Genomic DNA, 19749 nt, shown 5'->3' on the forward strand with positions numbered 1-19749 from the left:
CGTACGGCCCAGCGGCACTGCAACCCGTGCGCACGACCGCCAACACTCGACAGCGTGAGCACGATCGACCGAGCGACCTCAGACGAGCCCCGCACGCGTCAACCTGCTGTGGATGACCTGAAGACGGTGCTCGTCGCGTGGGTCATCGGCGGTCACGCGCTGCTGGGCTACTCCGCCGTCGGCGGCTGGCCCTACGACGAGGTCCGGGAGACCACGCTGACCCCGCAGGTCGAGCTGGCCCTGATGGCGGCGCTGGGCCCGTCCGGATTCTTCTTCATGGGAACGTTCTTCTTCCTGGCAGGTCTGTTCACTCCCGGATCGCTGCACCGGCGCGGGCCGCGGCGCTTCGCCCGCGACCGGACGCTGAGACTGGGTGTGCCGTTCGTTCTCTCCGCCGTCGTGCTGTGGCCAGCGAGCATGCTGCTGGCCTACCGCTCGGCGGGCCACGACGTGGGGTACTGGTGGGTGCTCACCCAGCGCGACCCGGCACTCGACAGCGGATCGATGTGGTTCGCCGAGGTCCTGCTGCTGTTCTCGCTCGGGTACGCGGCGTGGGCGCGCTACGGGCACCGGTTGCCGGTGTGGCGAGACCACTGGTTGCCGGTCGCGGTGGTGATCATCGCGGTGGCCACCTTTCTGGTCCGGCTGGTGTTCCCGGCGCGCAGCGGTCAGCCAGGGGACCTGCACCTGTGGCAGTGGCCCCAGCTGGCCGGGATGTTCGTGCTCGGGCTGCTCGCGGCGGACACGGGCTTCGTCCGCCGGGTTCCGGAGGCACTCGCCCGCCGGTCCACGAGCATCACGGCAGCCGTGCTCGTGTTGATCGCCGTCGTGGCCTTCGGCGTGGTCGTGGTGCGCGGTGGCATGCCCGATGTCACTCCTTTCCTCGGGGGACCGCACTGGCAGGCTTTGGCCTTGGCGGTCACTGAGGCCGTACTCGTGGTGTGCGGCTCGGTGGCGCTGCTTGGTGTGGCGCAACGCCTGCCCGGCCGGCGGAGGCTCTCGCGGTCCACCCGCCGTGCCGCCTTCGCCGCCTTCGTTCTTCAAGGCCCTGTGCTGGTGGCCACGTCGGTCGCGCTCAGGCCGCTGGCGCTGCCCGCCGAGGCCAAGGCCCTGGTGGCTGCGGTTGTGGGGATCGCGGCCTCGTTCGGCATCGGCCACGTGCTGGTGACCAGAACACCGTTGCGGCAGGTCCTCGGCGGTTGAGCCCTTCGGGGGTGCTCTCCCATCAGCGAACTCCGCATGGCGATCTTCAACCTGAACACTCCCCCCGATGAGGCGGCGACGAGCCTGCGCCATCGCCTGCTCGACATCGCCACCTCACGGGCCGGCGAGCTGACCTCGACGGTCAAGATGTCGGGACCGGTCGACACCCTCGTCCCCGACGACATCGCCGCACATGCCGAGGCGGTCCTGCGGGAGGCGCTGTCCAACGCCGTGCGCCACGGCTTGGCCACCAAGGCCACGGTCACCGTCGACGCGACCGCCGACCGCTTCACCCTGGACGTCGTGGACAACGGCGTCGGCATCGACCTGGGCGCGGCACGCAGCGGGCTGCGCAACCTGGAACGCCGTGCCGCCGAATCGGGCGGTCACCTCACCGTCGACCCCGTTCCGAACGGCGGCACCCTCTTGAGATGGCAGGTCCCGCTGAACTGAGCGGATCCGCCATCACGCCGAGGATCCTCAGCCGGTTCCAGGTCACGATGACCACGCCGTCGCGGCCTTGGGGCGGATTCCCAGCGGAATGCTCCACGAGAGCGACAACCGAGACCGGATTGATCTGCGGCACCGCGCTGCCGCGACCAGGTCCGGTCGAGCAACGCGACCTGTGATCTCCGCGTTGGCCGGCGAGTGCCCACCAGGACTCGGGGACGAAGGTCATCCGAGATGCGGGACGTTCGCCTGATGGGGTGCCGGCGATGCTTCGTGATCCTGGGTGGTGCCTGGCCGGTTCCCGCCTTCGTGGTTCTGGCCTGCAGTTCAGCCAGAACCACCAGAAGGAGCTGTGCCCGTGCCTACCCTTCCCGAATCACCCGAGGGGCTTGGGAACGATCATGTTCCGGGCCACGGTGCACTGCTCGGTGTCCGGCGGTTCCTGACCAAGGAGACGGTCGGCGACCACGGGCGGACGCTGCACCAGATCGACTCCGGGGCCTGGGAGTCGTTCTACCGCGACCGGTGGAGCTATGACCGCGTCGTGCGGTCCACCCACGGCGTGAACTGCACTGGTTCGTGCTCCTGGAACGTCTTCGTCAAGGACGACCTGATCACCTGGGAGCACCAGGCGACCGACTACCCGACGACGGGTCCGGACAGCCCGGACTACGAGCCGCGGGGCTGTCCCCGTGGCGCGTCGTTCTCCTGGTACGAGTACTCGCCCTCGCGCGTGCGGCACCCCTACGTGCGTGGCTCGCTGATCACGATGTTCCGTGCCGGTCTCGCGCGGTTCGGAGACCCGGTCGCGGCGTGGGCCGACATCGTCGAGGACCCCCGCAAGGCGGCTGTCTACAAAGGACAGCGAGGCCGTGGCGGGTTCGTACGCGCCTCGTGGGACGAGGTGACGACCATGGTCGCCGCCGCACACGTGTACACCACGAAGACCTACGGGCCTGATCGCGTTGTCGGGTTCTCCCCGATCCCGGCGATGTCGATGGCGTCTTTCGCTGCGGGCACCCGCTACCACGCGCTGCTGGGCGGCACGTTGCTGTCGTTCTACGACTGGTACGCCGATCTGCCGATCGCCTCGCCGCAGGTGTGGGGCGACCAGACCGACGTCCCCGAGGCCGCGGACTGGTGGAACGCCACCTACCTGGTCATGTGGGGCTCGAACATCCCGGTCACCCGCACCCCGGACGCGCACTTCCTCGCCGAGGCCCGCTACCGCGGCACCAAGGTCGTCGCCGTCAGCCCCGATTACGCCGACAACGTCAAGTTCGCTGACGACTGGCTGGCCCCGCACCCCGGCACCGACGGGGCACTGGCGATGGCCATGGGGCACGTGGTGCTCACCGAGTTCTTCGCGAACCGGCAGGTGCCCTACTTCACCGACTACGTGCGGTCCTACACGGACCTTCCGTTCCTGGTCACGCTGCGGGAGCGGGAGCCGGGCGTGTACGTCGCCGACAGGTTCCTCACCGCCGCCGACCTCGGCGACGACGGCCCCGGCGCCGAGCACAAGACGGTGCTGCTCGACGACGCGTCCGGCGAACCCGTGGTGCCGGGCGGATCCCTGGGATTCCGGTACGGACCCGAGGGCGAGGGCCGGTGGAACCTCGACCTCGGCGACGTCGTGCCCGCGCTCGGCGTGCTCGGCCACGCCAGCGGGCAAGTTGCGGTCGACCTCGCGCGGTTCGACATCGGCGAGACCGAGGGCGGTGCCACCATGCGCCGCGGTGTCCCCGTCACGCGCGTCGGCGGCCAGCTCGTCACCGGCGTCTTCGACCTCGTCCTGGCCCAGTACGGCGTGCGGCGCGGCGACCTCCCCGGCGAGTGGCCCACCGGCTACGACGACGCGGAATCTCCGCACACCCCGGCCTGGCAGGAGCGGATCACCGGGGTGCCCGCGGCGCTGGCGGCCAAGATCGGGCGCGAGTTCGCCCGCAACGCCGAACGCAGCCGCGGCCGTTCCCTGATCGCGCTGGGTGCCGGCGCGAACCAGTGGTTCCACTCGGACATGACCTACCGCGCGTTCATCGCACTGGTCACCCTCACCGGCTGCCAGGGCGTCAACGGCGGCGGCTGGGCGCACTACGTCGGTCAGGAGAAGGCCAGGCCGATCACCGGGCAGCAGCACCTGAGCTTCGCCTTCGACTGGCAGCGCCCGATGCGCCACCAGGCCAGCACCCCGTTCTGGTACCTGCACACCGACCAGTGGCGCTACGAAAAGGTGCCCGCCGACGAGCTCGCTTCCCCGCTGGGACAAGGGCTTCTGGCGGGCATGACCTTCGCCGACACCGTCGCGGCCGCCCAGCGGATGGGCTGGTCGCCCGGCCACCCCGCGTTCAACCGCAACCCGCTCGACCTCACCGACGAGGCCGCCGCGGCTGGGGTGAGCACCGCTGAGCACATCGTCGCCGAACTGCGCGCCGGACGCCTCAAGGCCGTCGCGGACGATCCCGACGACCCCGCGAACTTCCCCCGCTGCCTGACGTTGTGGCGGGCCAACCTGCTCGGATCGTCCGGCAAGGGCAACGAGTTCTTCATGAAGCACCTGCTCGGTGTGGACTCCCTCGCGTCGGCGGACGAGTGCGGGCCGGACGAGCGGCCCCGGGACGTGGCGTGGCGGGAGGAAGCGCCGACCGGGAAGCTGGACCTGCTCACCGCGATCGACTTCCGGATGACCAACACCGGCCTGCACTCAGACGTCGTGCTGCCCGCGGCCACCTGGTACGAGAAGCACGACATCTCCACCACCGACATGCACCCGTTCGTGCACGCGTTCTCCCCCGCGGTCGCCCCGCCTGCCGAGGTGCACACCGACTACGACGCCTTCCTCTCGATCGCCGACAAGGTCAGCGAGCTGGCGGTCACCCACCTCGGGACCCGCCGCGACGTGCTGGCCGCGCCGCTGCAGCACGACACCCCGGACGAGCTGGTCACGCCGCACGGCCGCGTGCGGGACTGGAAGCGCGGCGAGTGCGAGCCGGTGCCGGGCGTGACCATGCCGAAGCTGATCGAGGTGGAACGCGACTACACCCTCATCGGCGCCAAGATGCGCGCGGTCGGCCCGTTGCTGGACAAGCTCGGCACCACCACGAAGGGCATCACGGTCGACGTCACCGCGGAGCTCGAGTACCTGCGCCACCAGAACGGCGTCGTGACCGACGGCCCGTTCGTCGGCAGGCCCTCACTGTCCACTGCGGACCGGATGTGCGAGGCGATCCTCGCTCTGTCGGGCACGACGAACGGCCGTGTGGCGCACGACGGCTTCCAGCAGCTGGAGAAGCGCACCGGGCAGCAGTTCACCGATCTGGTCGAGGGCCACGTGACCGACCACGTCACCTACGCGGCCACGCAGGAGGCGCCGCAACCGGTGATCACCAGTCCGGAGTGGTCCGGCTCGGAGAAGGGCGGCCGCCGGTACTCGCCGTTCACCATCAACGTCGAACGCCTCAAGCCCTGGCACACCCTCACGGGCAGGCAGCACTTCTTCGTCGAGCACGACTGGGTCGCCGAACTGGGCGAGCACCTGCCCGGCTACCGGCCGCCGCTGAACATGGCACGGCACTTCGGCAAGCCCGGCGACGTGGCCGACGGCGGGGTGACGGTCCGGTTCCTCACCCCGCACGCGAAGTGGTCGATCCACTCCATGTACCACGACAACGAGCTGATGCTCGCGCTTTCGCGCGGTGGTCCGGTGATCTGGATGAGCGTCGAGGACGCGGCCAAGATCGGTGTCGCCGACAACGACTGGGTCGAGGCCGTCAACCGCAACGGCGTGATCGTCGCCCGCGCCGTGGTCAGCCACCGGATGCCCGAGGGCACGGTGTTCCAGTACCACTCGCCGGAACGCACGGTGAACGTGCCCAAGACCGAGAAAACCGGTCGCGGCAAGGGAAAACGCGGCGGCTACCACAACTCGATGACCCGTCTGCTCGTCAAGCCGACGCACCTCGCGGGCGGCCACGCCCAGATGACCTATGCCTTCAACTACTACGGCCCCATCGGCAGCCAGCGCGACGAGATCACCGTCCTCCGCCGCCGCACCCAGGAAGTGGAGTACTGACATGCGGATCCGCGCCCAGGTCGCCATGGTGATGAACCTCGACAAGTGCATCGGCTGCCACACCTGTTCGGTGACCTGCAAGCAGACGTGGACCAACCGCGAGGGCACCGAGTACGTCTGGTTCAACAACGTTGAGACCAAACCCGGCATCGGCTACCCCAAGCACTACGAGGACCAGGAGCGGTGGAAGGGCGGCTGGCAGCTCGATGCCAAGGGGCGCCTGGTGTTGCGCTCCGGTGGCCGGGTCAGGCGACTGTCCCGGATCTTCGCCAACCCCGACCTGCCGACGCTCGACGACTACTACGAACCTGCGACGTTCGACAAGGACGTCCTCGTGTCCGCACCCGCCGGTCTGACCGACACCCCGGTCAAGCAGCCCCGGTCCGCGCTCACCGGCGAGCCGATCAGCCTTGAGTGGGGTGCGAACTGGGAGGACGGTCTCGGTGGTGCCCACGAGCGGGCCGGCACCGACCCGAACATCACCGCGATGGCGTCCGACGCGGCGGCGCGGGTGAAGTTCGAGTTCGAGAAGACGTTCATGTTCCACCTGCCGCGCATCTGCGAGCACTGCCTCAACCCCGCCTGTGTCTCGGCGTGCCCGTCGGGCGCGATGTACAAGCGCGAGGAGGACGGCATCGTCCTGGTCGACCAGGACCGCTGCCGCGGCTGGCGCATGTGCGTGACCGCCTGCCCTTACAAGAAGGTCTACGTCAACCACGCCACCGGCAAGGCGGAGAAGTGCACCTTCTGCTTTCCCCGCATCGAGGCCGGGCAGCCCACCATCTGCTCGGAGACCTGCGTGGGCCGGCTGCGCTACCTGGGCCTGGTGTTCTACGACGAGGACGCCGTGCTCGCCGCCGCTTCGGTGCAGGACGAGCGGGATCTGCTTGCGGCACAACGGAAGGTGTTCCTGGACCCGCACGATCCCGAGACGGTGCGGCTGGCCACCGAGGCAGGTCTGCCGGAGGAGTGGGTGCTCGCCGCACAGGCGTCACCGGTGTGGCGGCTGATCAGCGACTACCAGATCGCGCTCCCCCTGCACCCGGAATACCGCACCTTGCCGATGGTCTGGTACGTCCCGCCGCTCTCCCCCGTGCTGGACGCCGTCGGCGCCGCGGGCCTGGACGACACCGACGCCGACGACGTCTTCCACACCATCCGCGATCTCCGGATCCCCGTCGAGTACCTCGCCGAGCTGTTCACCGCCGGCGACGCCGACGCCGTGGCCGGTGTGCTGATGAAGCTCGCGGCGATGCGTTCCTACATGCGGGCCAGGACCCTCGACGGCACCGTCGCCGAGGAGCTGTGCGAGGCGGTGGGCATGACGGGCCAGGAGATCGAGAGCATGTACCGGTTGCTCGCGATCGCCAAGTACGACGAGCGTTACGTCATCCCCACCGCCTACAGCAAGGACGCCGCCGCTCTGGAAGCACAGGCAGCATCCACTTCGGACTGCTCGCTGGACTGCGCCGGTGGCCCTGGGATGACCGAGGCCGCCACCGCCGAGCGGTTCCACCTCGTGGCCGAGGGCGGCCAGACCCGTCCGGGGCGCCGAAGCCTGTTCGCCCGCCGCGGCGACGGCAGGCTCGGCCTGTCCATCGACCCGACGGGAGAGCGCTCGTGACCGGACAGTCCACAGTGGCCGGAGCGGACCGATCCCGCCTGTTCGGTCTCACCTCGACACTGCTCACCTACCCGGACGCCCGCCTGCTCGCGGCAGGGGACGAGTTGCGCGCGGCCGTCGGCGAAATCGGCGACGACGAGGTGCGGACGCGGCTCGCGACGTTCCTCGACTGGTTCCTGACCACCGACGCGATCGAGGTCGAGACCCACTACGTGCACACCTTCGACCTGCGCCGCCGCTCCGGGCTCTACCTGACCTACTACCTGCACGGCGACACCCGCAAGCGCGGGATCGCCCTGCTCACCCTCAAGCAGCGCTACCGCGCCCACGGGTTGCGCCTGGCCGACGGCGAGCTGCCCGACCTGCTGCCGGTGGTGCTGGAGTTCGCCGCCGTCGCGGGCCCCGGCGACGGCGAGGCACCGCTGCGCCAGCACCGCCGCGGCGTGGAACTGCTGCGCGCGGCCCTGGACGAGAACGGATCGCCCTACCGGCACCTGCTCGAAGCCGTCGTTGCCGCACTGCCACCGCTGACCGAGACCGACCTCGCCGCGATCCGAGCCCTCGCCGAGGACGGCCCGCCCGTGGAGTCCGTCGGACTTGCGCCCTACGGCACGGACGTCGACTCGATCGGCTTCGGCCCGGCCATCACCGACCTCAGCGCCGCCGGACCATGCGCACCTTCGATGGAGAGAGCCCGATGAACACCCTCATCTGGATCGTCGTCCCCTACGCCTGCCTGGCGGTGTTCGTCGTCGGCCACGTGTGGCGGTGGCGGCACGACCAGTTCGGCTGGACCACCCACACCAGCCAACTCCTCGAAAGCCGGATTCTCCGACTGGGCTCACCACTGTTCCACCTCGGTGCGTTCGGCGTCATCATCGGCCACGCGATGGGATTGCTCGTGCCGGCTTCGCTGACCGAGAAGATCGGTGTCTCCGAGCACGTTTACCACGCAACGGCGGTGTGGGGCGGCACGGTCACCGGCATCATGCTCGTCGCCGGCCTCGCCCTGCTGATCGCCCGCCGCTTCGTCAACGGCCGCGTCCGCCGCGTCACCACGACCATGGACAAGGTGCTCTACGTGGCACTCGCGTCGATGGTCATCCTCGGCATGACTGCCACCCTCGGGACCAATCTGCTCGGCGAGGGCTACGACTACCGCGAGACGATCGCCGTCTGGTTCCGCGGCATGTTCTGGTTCTCCCCGCAGACCGACCTGATGGCCGGAGCTCCTCTGGTCTACCAACTGCACGCGCTCGGCGGCTTCCTGTTCCTCGCGCTGTGGCCCTTCACCCGGCTGGTGCACGTGTGGTCGGCACCGCTGGCCTACCTGTGGCGCCCCTACGTCGTTTATCGCGCCCGCCGCGGGGCACCCGCCGCTGTTGCCCCGGCTCCTGCCACCGTGCGGGACCGCGGCATGCACGACATCCGACACTGACCGCTCCACTGAATGGCCACACCGTGCCTGTTCCCACCCCGCCGGCGCTGATCGGCAAAACCGTCGACGACGTGTTGGTGCGACACCCGAAGACCTTGCCGATCGACATCTCCGTCGGCCAGGCCCGCGCCTGCTTCACCGACGACCACGTCCACCTGCTCCTGCTCACCGAGTCCGGACGTCTCATCGGCACCCTCGTGCGAACCGACCTGCGCGAGGACCTCGACGACGCGGAGCTCGCATTGCCCCACTCCCGCATGTCGGGCCGCACGATCCCGGCGGACATGCCGGCCGAACAAGCCCGCGAGCTCCTCGTGACGAGTGGGCAGCGGCGCCGCGCCGTGATCGACGACAACGGCACCCTGCTGGGCCTGCTCTGCCTCAAACGCCGCCTGACCGGATTCTGCAGCGACGCCGACGTCGCCGCGCGGGCAGCCGAACGCGCCGCACCGGAGCGATTCAGGGAATCGACATAGACGGTTGTCACCAATCCACTCCGGCACTCCGGCCCAGATGATCGATCGGCTTCACCCACCCGGGATCAGCTTCGCTCTCCAGCGCAAGCAGACCGATCTGCAGACCAATGCCATGGCACAGCACGAGTTCATGGCATGCGGCCAGCGGTGCGAGTACTCGCACCGCCGCTTCGACGTGGTGGAGCTGAACGGAGGCGTCGGCTCGTTCGCCGCGCGTGAGCAGGGCGTTCCCTCCGAGTGCGACGACGATGCGCATCAGGACGCCTGCCCGGCGACCATGACCGCCTTGATCGTGTGCAGGCGGTTCTCGGCCTGGTCGAAGACGGCGGAGAACTCGCCCGATCGGCACGTGCATCGCGCGGAGTACGTGCGCCTTGCGGGCTTCCACGAGCTCACCTGGTACGAAAACGGTGGCGAGGGCGGGCAGCCGGGCCTCGTCGACATGGCCGCGGTTCCGTTGCCCGCCAAGGCCATCGCGTACTTGTGCGGACCGATCGCGCTCGTGCGCGCCAGACTCCTTCGTCGTGGAGTGCACGCCGCCGACATCCGGTACGAGGTGTTCGACACGGCACACTCGGGAAGTGATCGAGAAGCCCTACCGCTTGGAGAGGTCTCGGGCGGCGCGGCTTGCCATGATGACCGGATGGACGTGAACGAGGTACTGCTGCCCGGCGTCGGCCTGCGCTACGAGTTCACCAATGCCGACGGTGACCGCATCGGCATCGTCGCGCGCCGCGAGGGCAGCTTCGAGGTGATCCGCTACGCGAACGACGACCCGGACGAGGCACAGCCGCTGTTCCGGCTCACCACCGCCGAGGCCGACACCGTCGCCGAGATCCTCGGAGCCCCGCGCATCGCCGAACGGTTCGCGGACCTGACCAGGGAGGTGCCAGGGCTCAGTGCCGGACAGGTCGTCGTGCCCGCCGCGTCCGCGCACGCGGGCAAACCGCTCGGCCACACACGAGCCCGCACCCGCACCGGGGCGTCGATCGTCGCGATCGTGCGCAGCGAGGACGTGATCGCCTCCCCCACGCCCGACGAAGTGCTGCGCGCAGGCGACGTCCTCGTGGTGATCGGCACGCACGACGGCATCAACGGCGTGCGCCGGATAATCGAGGCCTGACAGTGCACACCTCTCTCGCGCTGCTGCTCGAACTCGGCGTCATCCTCGTCGGGCTCAGCGTGCTCGGCGCGGCCGCGAGACGGTGGTCGTTCTCCCCCATCCCGCTCTACCTGCTCGCCGGTCTCGCACTCGGCAACGGCGGCATCGCACCGGTGGCCGCCGCCGGCGACTTCGTCGAGATCGGTGCCTCGATCGGCGTCGTGCTGCTCCTGCTCACCCTCGGACAGTGCTCAGCGTTGGGGATCATGTCGCACATATGACGGCGACACACCAAGAAATAGGCTGACCTGTGCAAACGTGTGTATTTGAGCGCAATAGATGATCACGGGGGCATTGCTCATTTGGCCCAGATTCGCCGCAGCTGCAAGGTAGACCATTGTCCACCTTGTCTCGCTGTTGGGGTTGCACTCGCCAGTCCGCTGATCAAGAGATCTCGGATTGTCCAAGTCTGGGGGTGCCAGCTGATGTCGGCCACTCGAACCGAGCCGGACGCGCTCGCCAGGCCCTGCTCGCTGTCTGACCTGACGTTCGCAGTCGAGCCGGCAAGCTACATGTCAAAGCCCCGAGCTGTTCCGGGCACCGCCGTCCGTTGCGCCGCTCGGCGAGACGCATGCCATGAGAGAGCCAGGCCAATGACACCGGCGGGCAGCCGCTGTGAGCGAGCGACTCGCCGCGCACCTGGACCAGAGTCTGGGCCGGACCCGGTCCTGCCGCCCAGTCTCAAGTAACCGCCGAGCGTGCAGGCCGGCCCTCAGACGAGACAGCGCCGATGATCCTTGGGAGCACGGAGTGAGAGCAGATTGGGAGCAACCCCGTGCAGTCAACCACGCGGTGACTATTGGCCCGAAGTTCTTCCGCGCGACCTTCAGCGACGTCGCTCCGTCCCGATGAACTGGAACAACGCCCTGACTCGACGAACGCACCCCACCAACCCTGAGGAGTGCCTACAGGGTGGGCGCAATCCTGAAGCAGCGGGCCGAGGTCAGCACGGCGACTTGACCGTCGGCGAGCGTCTCGGCGAGCACGGACGCGAGCCCTTCGTCCTGCCGGTCGGCAGGGAGTGAACTGGCGCGGTCCGCTGCGATCCTCAACGACGCTCGAATACCGCTCCGCCTCGTGCGTAGTTCACGGGATTGACGACCCCGCCGCTAACGACGGTCTCAGCGACATGTTCGTCGGACCTTCACCAATGGACATGGGACTTTCCTCCCATCGGGCCGTTCTCGTCGATCGCAAACAACCCGTTCAGGTGACCGGCAGTTGCTTCGCGAAGCACGGCAGAGCCTCGGGACGTCCACTGAGGACCAACAACGATGCTTGGCTTCCCCGACGAACGGGCATCCGGAAAGGACAGTCATGGAAACCGCAGCTCTCGCGCTGCTCGCCGCGCTCGCCCTCACCGGCACGACACAGACGGCACCTGTCGAGATCGATCAAAGCGAAACCCGCGAGAAGGCGATGGCGGAGTATCACGACGACTTCATCGCCGTGGCCGGTCCGAACGCCCAGGCCGTGCAAGCCGAGTACCGGGTGCCCGCGTCCGTCGCCGCCGCACAGTCGATCCTCGAGTCCGGCTGGGGGCGCAGCACGCTGTCGGCGAACGACAAGAACTACTTCGGCTTCAAGTGCACCGGGCCCAGCAGTCCCGGCCCGATCGCGATCGACTGCCACCAGTACCTCACCGAGGAGTGCACACCCGACTGCCACATTACGACGGCCTACTTCCGGGTGTACGCCTCGATGCGCGACTCGTTCCGTGACTACGGCAGGCTGCTCTCCACGTACTCCGTCTACGCACCGGCGTTCGACCACCTCGACGATCCCGACGAGTTCGCGCGCAAGATCGCCGCGAGGTACGCGACGGACCCCGAGTACGCGAACAAGGTCATCTCGCTGATGCGCACGTGGAACCTCTACCGCTTCAACCTTCGCTCCGGCTCGTCGCTGTCGGGTGACGGCAGGAGCGACGTGGCCGCGGTGCTGGGCGACGGCCGGGTGAAGGCGTGGCGCAACGGCGCGGGCTTCGCACCGCATCCGTGGGACGCGGAGGCCGTCGTGGGCTGGGATTTCACCGACGACGGCCTGCACTTCGCGGACCTCGACGGGGACGGTGACGAGGAGATCATCACGGTCCTCGCCGACGGCCGGGTCAAGGCCTGGCGCCACGGCGGCACGTTCAGGGACAACCCGTGGGACGGCGCGCAGGCCGTCATCGGCAACGGATTCGGCAACGACACCGTCCACTTCGCAGACCTCGATGGCGACCGCAAGGCCGAGATCATCACCGTCCTGCCCAACGGTGAGGTGAAGGCCTGGCACAACGGCGGTGGGTTCGTGGACTATCCGTGGTCAGGTCGCGAGGCGATCATCGGCAACGGCTTCACCAACCAGAACATCCACTTCGCGGACCTCGACGGCGACGGCAAGGCCGAGATCATCACCGTCCTGCCCAACGGTGAGGTGAAGGCGTGGCACAACGGTTCGGGCTTCGCGCACTACCCGTGGGACGGCCGCGAGGCCATCATCGGAAAGGGCTTCACGAACGACACGGCGCACTTCGCCGACCTGGACGGCGACGGTAGGTCCGAGATCGTCACGGTGCTCGCCGAGGGTGACGTGAAGGCGTGGCACAACGGTTCGGGCTTCGCGCACTACCCGTGGGACGGCCGCGAGGCCATCATCGGAAAGGGCTTCACCAACAGCGGGCTGCACCTCGTCTGATCCATCAAACGCAAGCCCGTCGTCGGCCGGGACCGTGGTGTTCGCGACTGGCACCGGCGCTCGATCTCACGCCCCGACACACCCGGCACGAGGTCCCGGCGGATCGCTCGTACAGCTCCCCCTCACGTCAACAACTGAAGCTTCGTCTTCTTCCGACCAGGAGTCGTGAATCGAGTTCAGCTACGGTAAGGGCATCGACGAGCAGGCACGGCACATCGATGATCCCCAGCCGCACTGGCCGCTCTACGGCGGCTCGGAGCGAACTCGCCCACGGCGAGCAAGGCCAGTTCCACTGCGAGCATCGGGCGGCGGTCGGGTCTGCTGCACCGTTAGGTGACAACCTCACCAGATACATACAAGTAGGCACCGGGAAGCTTCCGGGTGAGGTCCGGGATCGGTCTGCGCATGCGGCCGCAACCGATGCCGAGTCCGATCGCAGCAGCACCGGCACGAACGCCGTTGTACTGGGCGGGCCGACATCACGATCGCCAAGGTGTCCGGTCGCTTGGTGGACAGCCGGTAGCGGCGGCACCATTACGCTGCGGTGGTCGTCGAGCGCGCTATCGCCGCTGAACCGGAGCTGCCACCGAGTTTCGTTGCCTCGTGCCGCAGGCCTCCCTGCTCGATCGAGTTCAGCTGGCCGGTGGTGGCAGGACCCCGGCGTCACGGTGCACGGCGCGACGGAGCGCCACGTCCGTCCGACCTGCTCCGCAAGGTCGGACGGGTGGCGTTCTCCAGGTCTGCGTCCCGAACCGTCCGCTGCTGTTGGCCGGGAAGGTTCTCACCCACCTCGCCCTCGCCACCCCGACGGGGGTAAGCCCCATGATCGTCTAACACCCAGATCTACACGTTTGCGCAAGCCAGACCTGTGCTTGGGCGTGTCGCGAAACCATGTGGGTCATGATCCCCAACGCAGAACATCGGAGGGTGCCAGTACGTGGGCAAGCGGTGGTGCACCAGCTCGCCGAAGGTGGACCGTCCTGGTTGCCTTTGACGGCCGGTTTGAGGATCCGTCGAATGAAGGTGCTGCGCCACAACCAGGCCACGGGGGTGAGGCGCCTGAACGTGCCTCACCCCAGGCGATTTCAGCGGGGTGAGTACATCCAGGGGTTCTTGAGGTCGAAGAACTTCGGGGGTTCCGCCGCCAGCGCCTGCATCTCGTCCATCTGGGCCTTGAGCTCCGAGGGCGGCTCCTTCTGCTCGCCCTTGCGCGCGTCGGCCTCGTTGGTGAAGAACATCTCCATGGCGTACCGGCCACCGGGGAAGTTGACGCCGACGCTGCCGAGGACGTCCGGCCGGAACTCGGCCCACTTGTCCGAGTTCTCCATGGACAGTTCCAGACCCCTGGCCGCGTCGCTCGAGCGCCCTTCGATGATCTGCACGAACTGAGCTTTCGCCGGGTCGCCCGGCGTGTCCTCGGTGACCCGCTCGCTGTCGAGGAATTCCGCGCCTTGCGGGAACAACCTGGACGTCTCCGCCCACCAGGCACCCTGCTCCGCCCGGTCGCTGTTCTCCTGGGCGTGCTCAGGCGTGTCGAACCGGACAAAGCACACGCAGGTGCCGTCGTCGGTCACGCCACAGGTCGAACCCAGCCACCCTGTCGCCCCTGGAGCCAGGTCCTGCATCCACTTGTCCAACTGGGCGTGCATTCGCTCGGCGTCGGATACTTTGCCCTGCACTACCTGCACAAACATGGTGAGCCTCCGATCCCGCCGCACCCGGCTGCCGGTGGCCGGGCCTGCGCAACCACCGACACTACGACCGCCTCGGGCCCGCCGCTCGCCGATCACCGGACTCCACAGTCATCGACGCCGCGATGCCTGATTGATGTTGCACTCAAGGCGCGATTTGGTCAGCACCGCACCGTGGAGTTGGTCGGAATCGGGTTGATGTCCGTGGGGTGAGGCGGGATGGCCAGGTGCGTGCCGAGGGCGAGATCGGCAGCGAGGAACTGATCGCGGAGCCCGGTCCAGGCGTCCTGAATCTTGGTGATCGGGTGTCGCTCCGCGGTAGAGAGTGAAGCGAGTGTGGAAACGCGGACCTGTGGCCGCTGCGGCCGAACAACACCCGCGGCCCGGTGGTCGTCGGGACCCGGGATACAGCAGGGATGGAACGTGGTGGCAGCTCGTGCGGGCCTGCAGGCCAACGCGTCCGTGCGCGTGATCCTCTTCAACGACAAGGAGATCAAGGGAGTTCGAACCTACCTGGGGCACTACAACCACCTGCGTGTTGAAGTGCGTTGACCAGCCGAGCCGGAACCAGCCGAGCCGGAACCGGCCCCGGCCGCTGGCGCGACGATCCGAAAAGGAAGCGGGCCGAGCAACTAGCCGTGGAGGCGTTCGAGTCCGTTCAGAAGCAGGTCGAGGGTGAACTCGAACTCGACTTGGCCGTCGCACCACCCGAGCGTCGGATCGGCGGCGTCGTGGATCTCGGCCGCCATCATGGCGGTCAGGTGCGGCAGCGTCTCGGCCATCGCGGCCGCGTCCGCCTCCGCGGCGTCGTCCTCCATGCTCCCGCCGGCCGACGCCGGGCTGAAGAGCTCCTGCGCGAACCCGAGCGGCAGGCTCCCGAACGCGTGCAGCGCCCGGTGGGCGAGGTGGTACGAGAACCCGGCGGCGACGAGCGTGCCGACGATCTCGTCGTAGTAGGTGTACACGTCCGCCGGGATGGTCCGGCGCGAGCCCAGCAACACAGGCGCCCACGGGTGCCGCAGCATGACGTCACGGGCCGTGAGGAACTGCTGCCGAAGCCGCGTGCGCCAGTCCGTTCGACCGCCGTTCGCCTCGAGTCGGCCGACCGCGGCGACGATCTCGGCGATCACGGTCTCGACGACACCGTCGAGCAGGGCTTCCTTGTCACGCAGGTGGTAGTAGAGCGACATGGCCTCCACGTCGAGCTCGGCGGCGAGGCGGCGCATCGTCAGCGCCTGAATCCCCTGCGCATCAGCCAAACCGACCGCCGCGGCCAGCACGCGCTGGCGGCTGAGCGGCTTGCGGGACGCCTTCGCTGCCACCGATCTCCTCACTCTTGTCCTTACCTTACATCGTATGGTTACCTTACAATGTAAGAATCGGATCTGATCACCGTCACGAGCCCGTTCGGCCCCGAAGGAGCCACGATGCACGCGCTGATCCGCACCGCTCGCACGACCGGACTGCTCTACCTCGGCCTCGCCGTCACGGGCGTGCTCGGCTTCCTGGTGATCCAGCCGCAGCTCTTCGTCACCGACGATCCCGGCGCGACGCTCGCCAACCTGGCCGGACACCAGGCGCTCGCCCGCGTCGGCGTCGCCTTCGAGCTGCTCGTCGTCCTCACCCAAGCCCTGGCGGCGGCGTGGTTCTACCGCTTGTTCCGCAGCGCGGACCCGCTCGCCGCCGCGGGTGTCGCCGCCTTCGGCCTCGTCAACGCCGTCGCGATCCTCGTCAGCGCGGCAATGCTGGCCACGGCGGCCCGACTCGCGGTCGCCCCGATCGGGGACACGGCGGCCACCGTCCAACTGCTGCACCTGGTCAGCACCAACCTGTGGGGCGTGGGAGCGCTGTTCTTCGGCCTGTGGCTCATCCCGATGGGCCGGTGCGTGCTCCGCTCCGGCTGGATGCCCCGCACCCTCGGCTGGATCCTCATCGGCGGCGGCACCGCGTACCTGCTCGGCACGTTCGTCGAATACCTCGCACCCGCCGTGCCTCTCGCCGCCGACGCTCTGACCCTTCCCGCGACCGTGGGCGAGTTCTGGATGATCGGCTACCTGCTCATCCGCGGCGTCCGCCGCCACGCTGTGCACGAAGGTCCGCCGACCGCACCCGTGCCAGCGGCCGGCTGACAGGCGAACGAGGTCCAGGCGAGAAAACACGCCCTATGGCCGGGGCGCATGGCTCAGGCAGGGACTAGAGGGATGTGCACTGTGCCTGTCACTCGGCCGGACGTCAAACGATCTTGGGCGCCCCGTGCCGGGCACCCCGTCACGGGGCGCCCGGCACGGGGTGAGGGTCAGGGGCTCGGTGGGCAGATCTTCCACGCGAAGTGGTAGGTCGTCTCGATCGACCCGTCGGTGGAGTCCATCGAGATGAAGCTGGTCTTCGTCTTGTCCGAAGTGCCCTGGTTGACCCGCAGCTCCGTGTTGATGTTGAAGTTTCTCTTCTCACCGCACGGGTGGTAGACGATCGCGGCCAGGGCGGTCGTGTCGGTCGCCTGCCAGTCCTCGCTCAACGGGCCCTTGTAGTTGTGCTGCTTGTACGCCGTTTGCGACATGCCCTGGAAGTAGTAGTTGGCCCTCTCCAGGGCCGTGGCGCCGCGCTCGAGGTGCGCGAAGCCGCGGTAGTCGGTGGACGCGATGCCGTAGGTGAAGCCTTGCGGCACGTTGACGCGCAGGTTCAGCTGGCAGTTCTTGCGGAAGTCGGTCGGCAGGGCCTGCGGGCCGACCTGAGCCATGAACTCGCTGTAGGTGACGGTGAACGCTTTGTTGTCCGGGCTCACAGCTATGGCGGCCGTTCCCGCCTTGCAGCCTGAGCCGTTGATGGTCACGAGGTCGATGGTGATGTGGTCCGGCGGAGGCGTGTCGCCGGGGGCGCCACCGGACGGGATGATGATCGTCGACGCCGCGATCGTGGCCGCGGCCAATGTGTTGAGCATGGGGCACCTTTCCGTCTGAAGTTCAACCAAGAACGGGCGGCGGCAATTGGTGCCTGGTCAACAGCGCTTCCAGGAGAACTGGTACTTCGTGCTCACGCTGCTGTCCGTGGAATCCATCGTCATGAAGCTGCTGGCCTTCGACGAACTCCCGGCGTTCACACGCAGTTCGGTGTTGATGTTCAGGTGGCGGACTTGACCGCACGGCGCGTAGACGATTTCCCACACCTGGGCGCGGTCGGTGGCCTGCCAGTTGTCGTTCTTCGGACCGGAGAAGCTGTGGGTGCGGCTCGCGCTCTGCGACATGCCCTGGAAGTAGTAGGTGCCCTTCTCCACGCCGGTTGCGCCCGCCTCCAGATGGGCGAACCCGCGGTAGTCCGCCTGAGCGATGCCGTACGTGAAGCCCTGCGGATAGCTCACTCTGATGTTGAGCTGGCAGTTCTTGCGGAAGTCCGTTGGCGACGAGCCCTGTCCGGCTTGGGCCAGGTAGTCGCTGTAGGTGACCGTGAATGCCGTGCGGTCGTCAGCGGGCGCGACCGCCGCGGTGCCGGCCGGGCAGCCGGACCCGTTCACCGTGACCACGTCGATCCTGACGTAATCGGGAACATCGGGAGCTGCCTGTGCAGCAGGCGCGGTGAGTATCGCAGTCAGCACGAGGGCAGCAGCCGCTATCGTTTTCAGCATGGCAAGCCTTTCTTTCCGAAGGTGTGGTATCAGCGGGCGGAAGTCAGGCGATATTTGAAATCTCGCCAAGAAGGTCCGAATGGGTGTGGCTGGACTTCTTGAAATGTTGACCGAGAGGACTTGTTGATTGCTCGCACGGCGACGACGGGCCCGTTCGAGTCGTCGAAACCTGGCGGCGAAAATGCTCGAACGCAAGATGTGACCTGCTGCATGTTGTCGGGATCTGGTCGTATACGAGACCTCGTGCTGCAGCTGTTCTTATGCCGGATCCTGAAAGGTTCACTCGACCGTGGAGGAATCGAGTGCTTCGAGATCAACACCGAGGAGACGCCAGACGCGATGGATTTCCTGATGAGCGTGAACGGCGACAACCACCCCGTCGCTGTCCCGACTGAACGAACAACTCGCGATCTGAGATTCAAGCACTACCACGGTGAAGGCCGCGAGCACGGTGTAGACGCCCACCACCGCCACCGGGCCCGCTGCGGGGCTCGCCGCGTCGGCGGTGCGCAGGATGCCGTAGACCACCCACGGCCACCGGCCAACCTCAGCGATGATCCAGTCCGCTTCCATGGCGATCACCGCCGCTCCGATGCGTTCACCTGATGAGGTGAACCTTGCAGCGGCAGCTGATCGGACGCGCCGAGTTGCCGCTGTTCACGTCGAGCAGGTCCTGCCCGAGAAGCCCATGAATCGATTTCTTGGCACCCCAGACGGCGAGCCTGACGTGTCAACCCACCTGGAGGGAAGTATGAAGAAGGCTGCCAAGATTGTGATCGCCACCGTCGGCGGGCTTTTCACCCTGATTGCGCTCATCGGCCTGTTGGGCTCATCAATGCAAACCGTGCAGACAGGGCAGGCCAAACATGAAACGTCGCCGACTACTGCTACGACCAACGCAACACCTCCTCCCCCAGCCACAACAACACCGCCCCCGGTCGTGACAACGACCGAAACCAAGCCGGCCGTGCCGATCGAGCACAAATCGGCGCTCAAGCAGGCCGAGTCATACGCCAATCTAATGCACATGTCCAAGCGAGGTGTCTACGATCAGCTCACTTCCGAGCACGGCGAGAAGTTCTCTGCGGCCGCCGCCCAGTACGCAGTCGACAACGTGAAGGTTGATTGGAATGCGCAAGCGCTGGCCAGCGCGAAAAGTTACCAGAACAACATGCACATGTCTCCGGCAGCTATTCATGATCAGCTGACGTCCGAGTACGGCGAGAAATTCACCCAGGCAGAAGCTGATTATGCTCTGGCTCATCTGGACGACTGAGGATTCGGCGTGCGCGAACAGACGTGGCCGCTCGGCGAGACACCCGCCGCTCGGCG

Annotated in this window: 19 protein-coding genes; 13 read left to right on the forward strand and 6 right to left on the reverse strand. The window is 67.6% G+C overall.

All coding sequences use genetic code 11. From position 1 onward, the window contains the following. Positions 1-54 precede the first annotated feature (54 nt). The 9 genes from AOM45_RS13805 (at position 55) to AOM45_RS13845 (ending at position 10646) form a co-directional block, all read left to right on the forward strand. Positions 55-1203, forward strand: a complete 1149-nt coding sequence (locus AOM45_RS13805; RefSeq protein WP_162185632.1) for an acyltransferase family protein — start codon at positions 55-57, stop codon at positions 1201-1203. A 36-nt stretch (positions 1204-1239) separates the two neighbouring features. Then, a complete protein-coding gene (locus AOM45_RS13810; RefSeq protein ID WP_030466722.1) occupies positions 1240-1656 on the forward strand; it encodes a sensor histidine kinase in 417 nt (138 codons plus the stop codon). A 355-nt stretch (positions 1657-2011) separates the two neighbouring features. After that, positions 2012-5725: a nitrate reductase subunit alpha gene (locus tag AOM45_RS13815; RefSeq protein ID WP_051783047.1), complete on the forward strand. Its 3714-nt coding sequence runs from the start codon at positions 2012-2014 to the stop codon at positions 5723-5725. A 1-nt stretch (position 5726) separates the two neighbouring features. Beyond that, positions 5727-7349 (forward strand): nitrate reductase subunit beta, encoded by a 1623-nt coding sequence (gene narH / locus AOM45_RS13820; protein ID WP_030466720.1) that lies wholly within the window; start codon positions 5727-5729, stop codon positions 7347-7349. Continuing rightward, positions 7346-8050 carry a nitrate reductase molybdenum cofactor assembly chaperone gene (narJ, locus tag AOM45_RS13825; protein ID WP_201779955.1) on the forward strand — a complete coding sequence of 235 codons (705 nt, stop codon included), beginning with the start codon at positions 7346-7348 and terminating at the stop codon, positions 8048-8050. Before narH ends, narJ begins: the two co-directional genes overlap by 4 nt. After that, on the forward strand, positions 8047-8787 hold the full coding sequence (gene narI / locus AOM45_RS13830) for a respiratory nitrate reductase subunit gamma (protein WP_030466718.1): 741 nt from the start codon (positions 8047-8049) through the stop codon (positions 8785-8787). The genes narJ and narI overlap by 4 nt, the downstream gene beginning before the upstream one ends. A 23-nt stretch (positions 8788-8810) precedes the next feature. Continuing rightward, positions 8811-9263 (forward strand): CBS domain-containing protein, encoded by a 453-nt coding sequence (locus AOM45_RS13835; RefSeq protein WP_030466717.1) that lies wholly within the window; start codon positions 8811-8813, stop codon positions 9261-9263. Positions 9264-9300: 37 nt separating this feature from the next. Continuing rightward, positions 9301-10386, forward strand: a complete 1086-nt coding sequence (locus AOM45_RS52835) for a cation:proton antiporter regulatory subunit (RefSeq protein WP_236703470.1) — start codon at positions 9301-9303, stop codon at positions 10384-10386. Positions 10387-10388: 2 nt separating this feature from the next. Further along, entirely contained in the window at positions 10389-10646 is a 258-nt protein-coding gene (locus AOM45_RS13845) for a hypothetical protein (RefSeq protein ID WP_030466715.1), read from the forward strand. 684 nt (positions 10647-11330) lie between these two features. On the opposite strand, the gene AOM45_RS50845 is transcribed toward AOM45_RS13845, so the two are convergent. Then, positions 11331-11477, reverse strand: a complete 147-nt coding sequence (locus AOM45_RS50845; RefSeq protein ID WP_156093715.1) for a hypothetical protein — start codon at positions 11475-11477, stop codon at positions 11331-11333. A gap of 265 nt (positions 11478-11742) precedes the next feature. Between AOM45_RS50845 and AOM45_RS51750 the strand changes: the two genes are divergently transcribed. Further along, on the forward strand, positions 11743-13107 hold the full coding sequence (locus tag AOM45_RS51750) for a glucosaminidase domain-containing protein (RefSeq protein ID WP_063756997.1): 1365 nt from the start codon (positions 11743-11745) through the stop codon (positions 13105-13107). A gap of 1085 nt (positions 13108-14192) precedes the next feature. Here the strand turns inward: AOM45_RS51750 and AOM45_RS13855 are convergent. After that, positions 14193-14801 (reverse strand): hypothetical protein, encoded by a 609-nt coding sequence (locus AOM45_RS13855; protein WP_030466713.1) that lies wholly within the window; start codon positions 14799-14801, stop codon positions 14193-14195. A gap of 420 nt (positions 14802-15221) precedes the next feature. Here AOM45_RS13855 and AOM45_RS53470 point away from each other — a divergent pair, with 420 nt between their 5' ends. Next, positions 15222-15350: a hypothetical protein gene (locus AOM45_RS53470; protein ID WP_269083641.1), complete on the forward strand. Its 129-nt coding sequence runs from the start codon at positions 15222-15224 to the stop codon at positions 15348-15350. Positions 15351-15430: 80 nt separating this feature from the next. Here AOM45_RS53470 and AOM45_RS13860 read toward each other — a convergent pair whose 3' ends face one another. Beyond that, a complete protein-coding gene (locus AOM45_RS13860; protein ID WP_030466712.1) occupies positions 15431-16120 on the reverse strand; it encodes a TetR/AcrR family transcriptional regulator in 690 nt (229 codons plus the stop codon). Between the two features lie 105 nt (positions 16121-16225). Here AOM45_RS13860 and AOM45_RS13865 point away from each other — a divergent pair, with 105 nt between their 5' ends. Further along, positions 16226-16927 carry a DUF4386 domain-containing protein gene (locus AOM45_RS13865; RefSeq protein WP_030466711.1) on the forward strand — a complete coding sequence of 234 codons (702 nt, stop codon included), beginning with the start codon at positions 16226-16228 and terminating at the stop codon, positions 16925-16927. Positions 16928-17094: 167 nt separating this feature from the next. Here the strand turns inward: AOM45_RS13865 and AOM45_RS13870 are convergent, their stop codons facing one another. From AOM45_RS13870 to AOM45_RS13880, 3 genes are all read right to left on the reverse strand, one after another. Beyond that, positions 17095-17736 (reverse strand): DUF4360 domain-containing protein, encoded by a 642-nt coding sequence (locus AOM45_RS13870; RefSeq protein ID WP_059362427.1) that lies wholly within the window; start codon positions 17734-17736, stop codon positions 17095-17097. Between the two features lie 57 nt (positions 17737-17793). After that, positions 17794-18417 (reverse strand): DUF4360 domain-containing protein, encoded by a 624-nt coding sequence (locus AOM45_RS13875; RefSeq protein ID WP_030466709.1) that lies wholly within the window; start codon positions 18415-18417, stop codon positions 17794-17796. Between the two features lie 279 nt (positions 18418-18696). Continuing rightward, complete coding sequence (locus tag AOM45_RS13880; protein ID WP_081902000.1) at positions 18697-18990, reverse strand: cytochrome ubiquinol oxidase subunit I; 294 nt, start codon at positions 18988-18990, stop codon at positions 18697-18699. On the opposite strand from AOM45_RS13880, the gene AOM45_RS53635 reads away from it, so the two are divergent. Beyond that, entirely contained in the window at positions 18989-19693 is a 705-nt protein-coding gene (locus AOM45_RS53635; RefSeq protein WP_201779956.1) for an Ltp family lipoprotein, read from the forward strand. The genes AOM45_RS13880 and AOM45_RS53635 overlap by 2 nt on opposite strands. The last annotated feature ends 56 nt before the right edge of the window (positions 19694-19749 follow it).

Source organism: Lentzea aerocolonigenes (genome assembly GCF_000974445.1).
Lineage (GTDB): Bacteria > Actinomycetota > Actinomycetes > Mycobacteriales > Pseudonocardiaceae > Lentzea > Lentzea aerocolonigenes.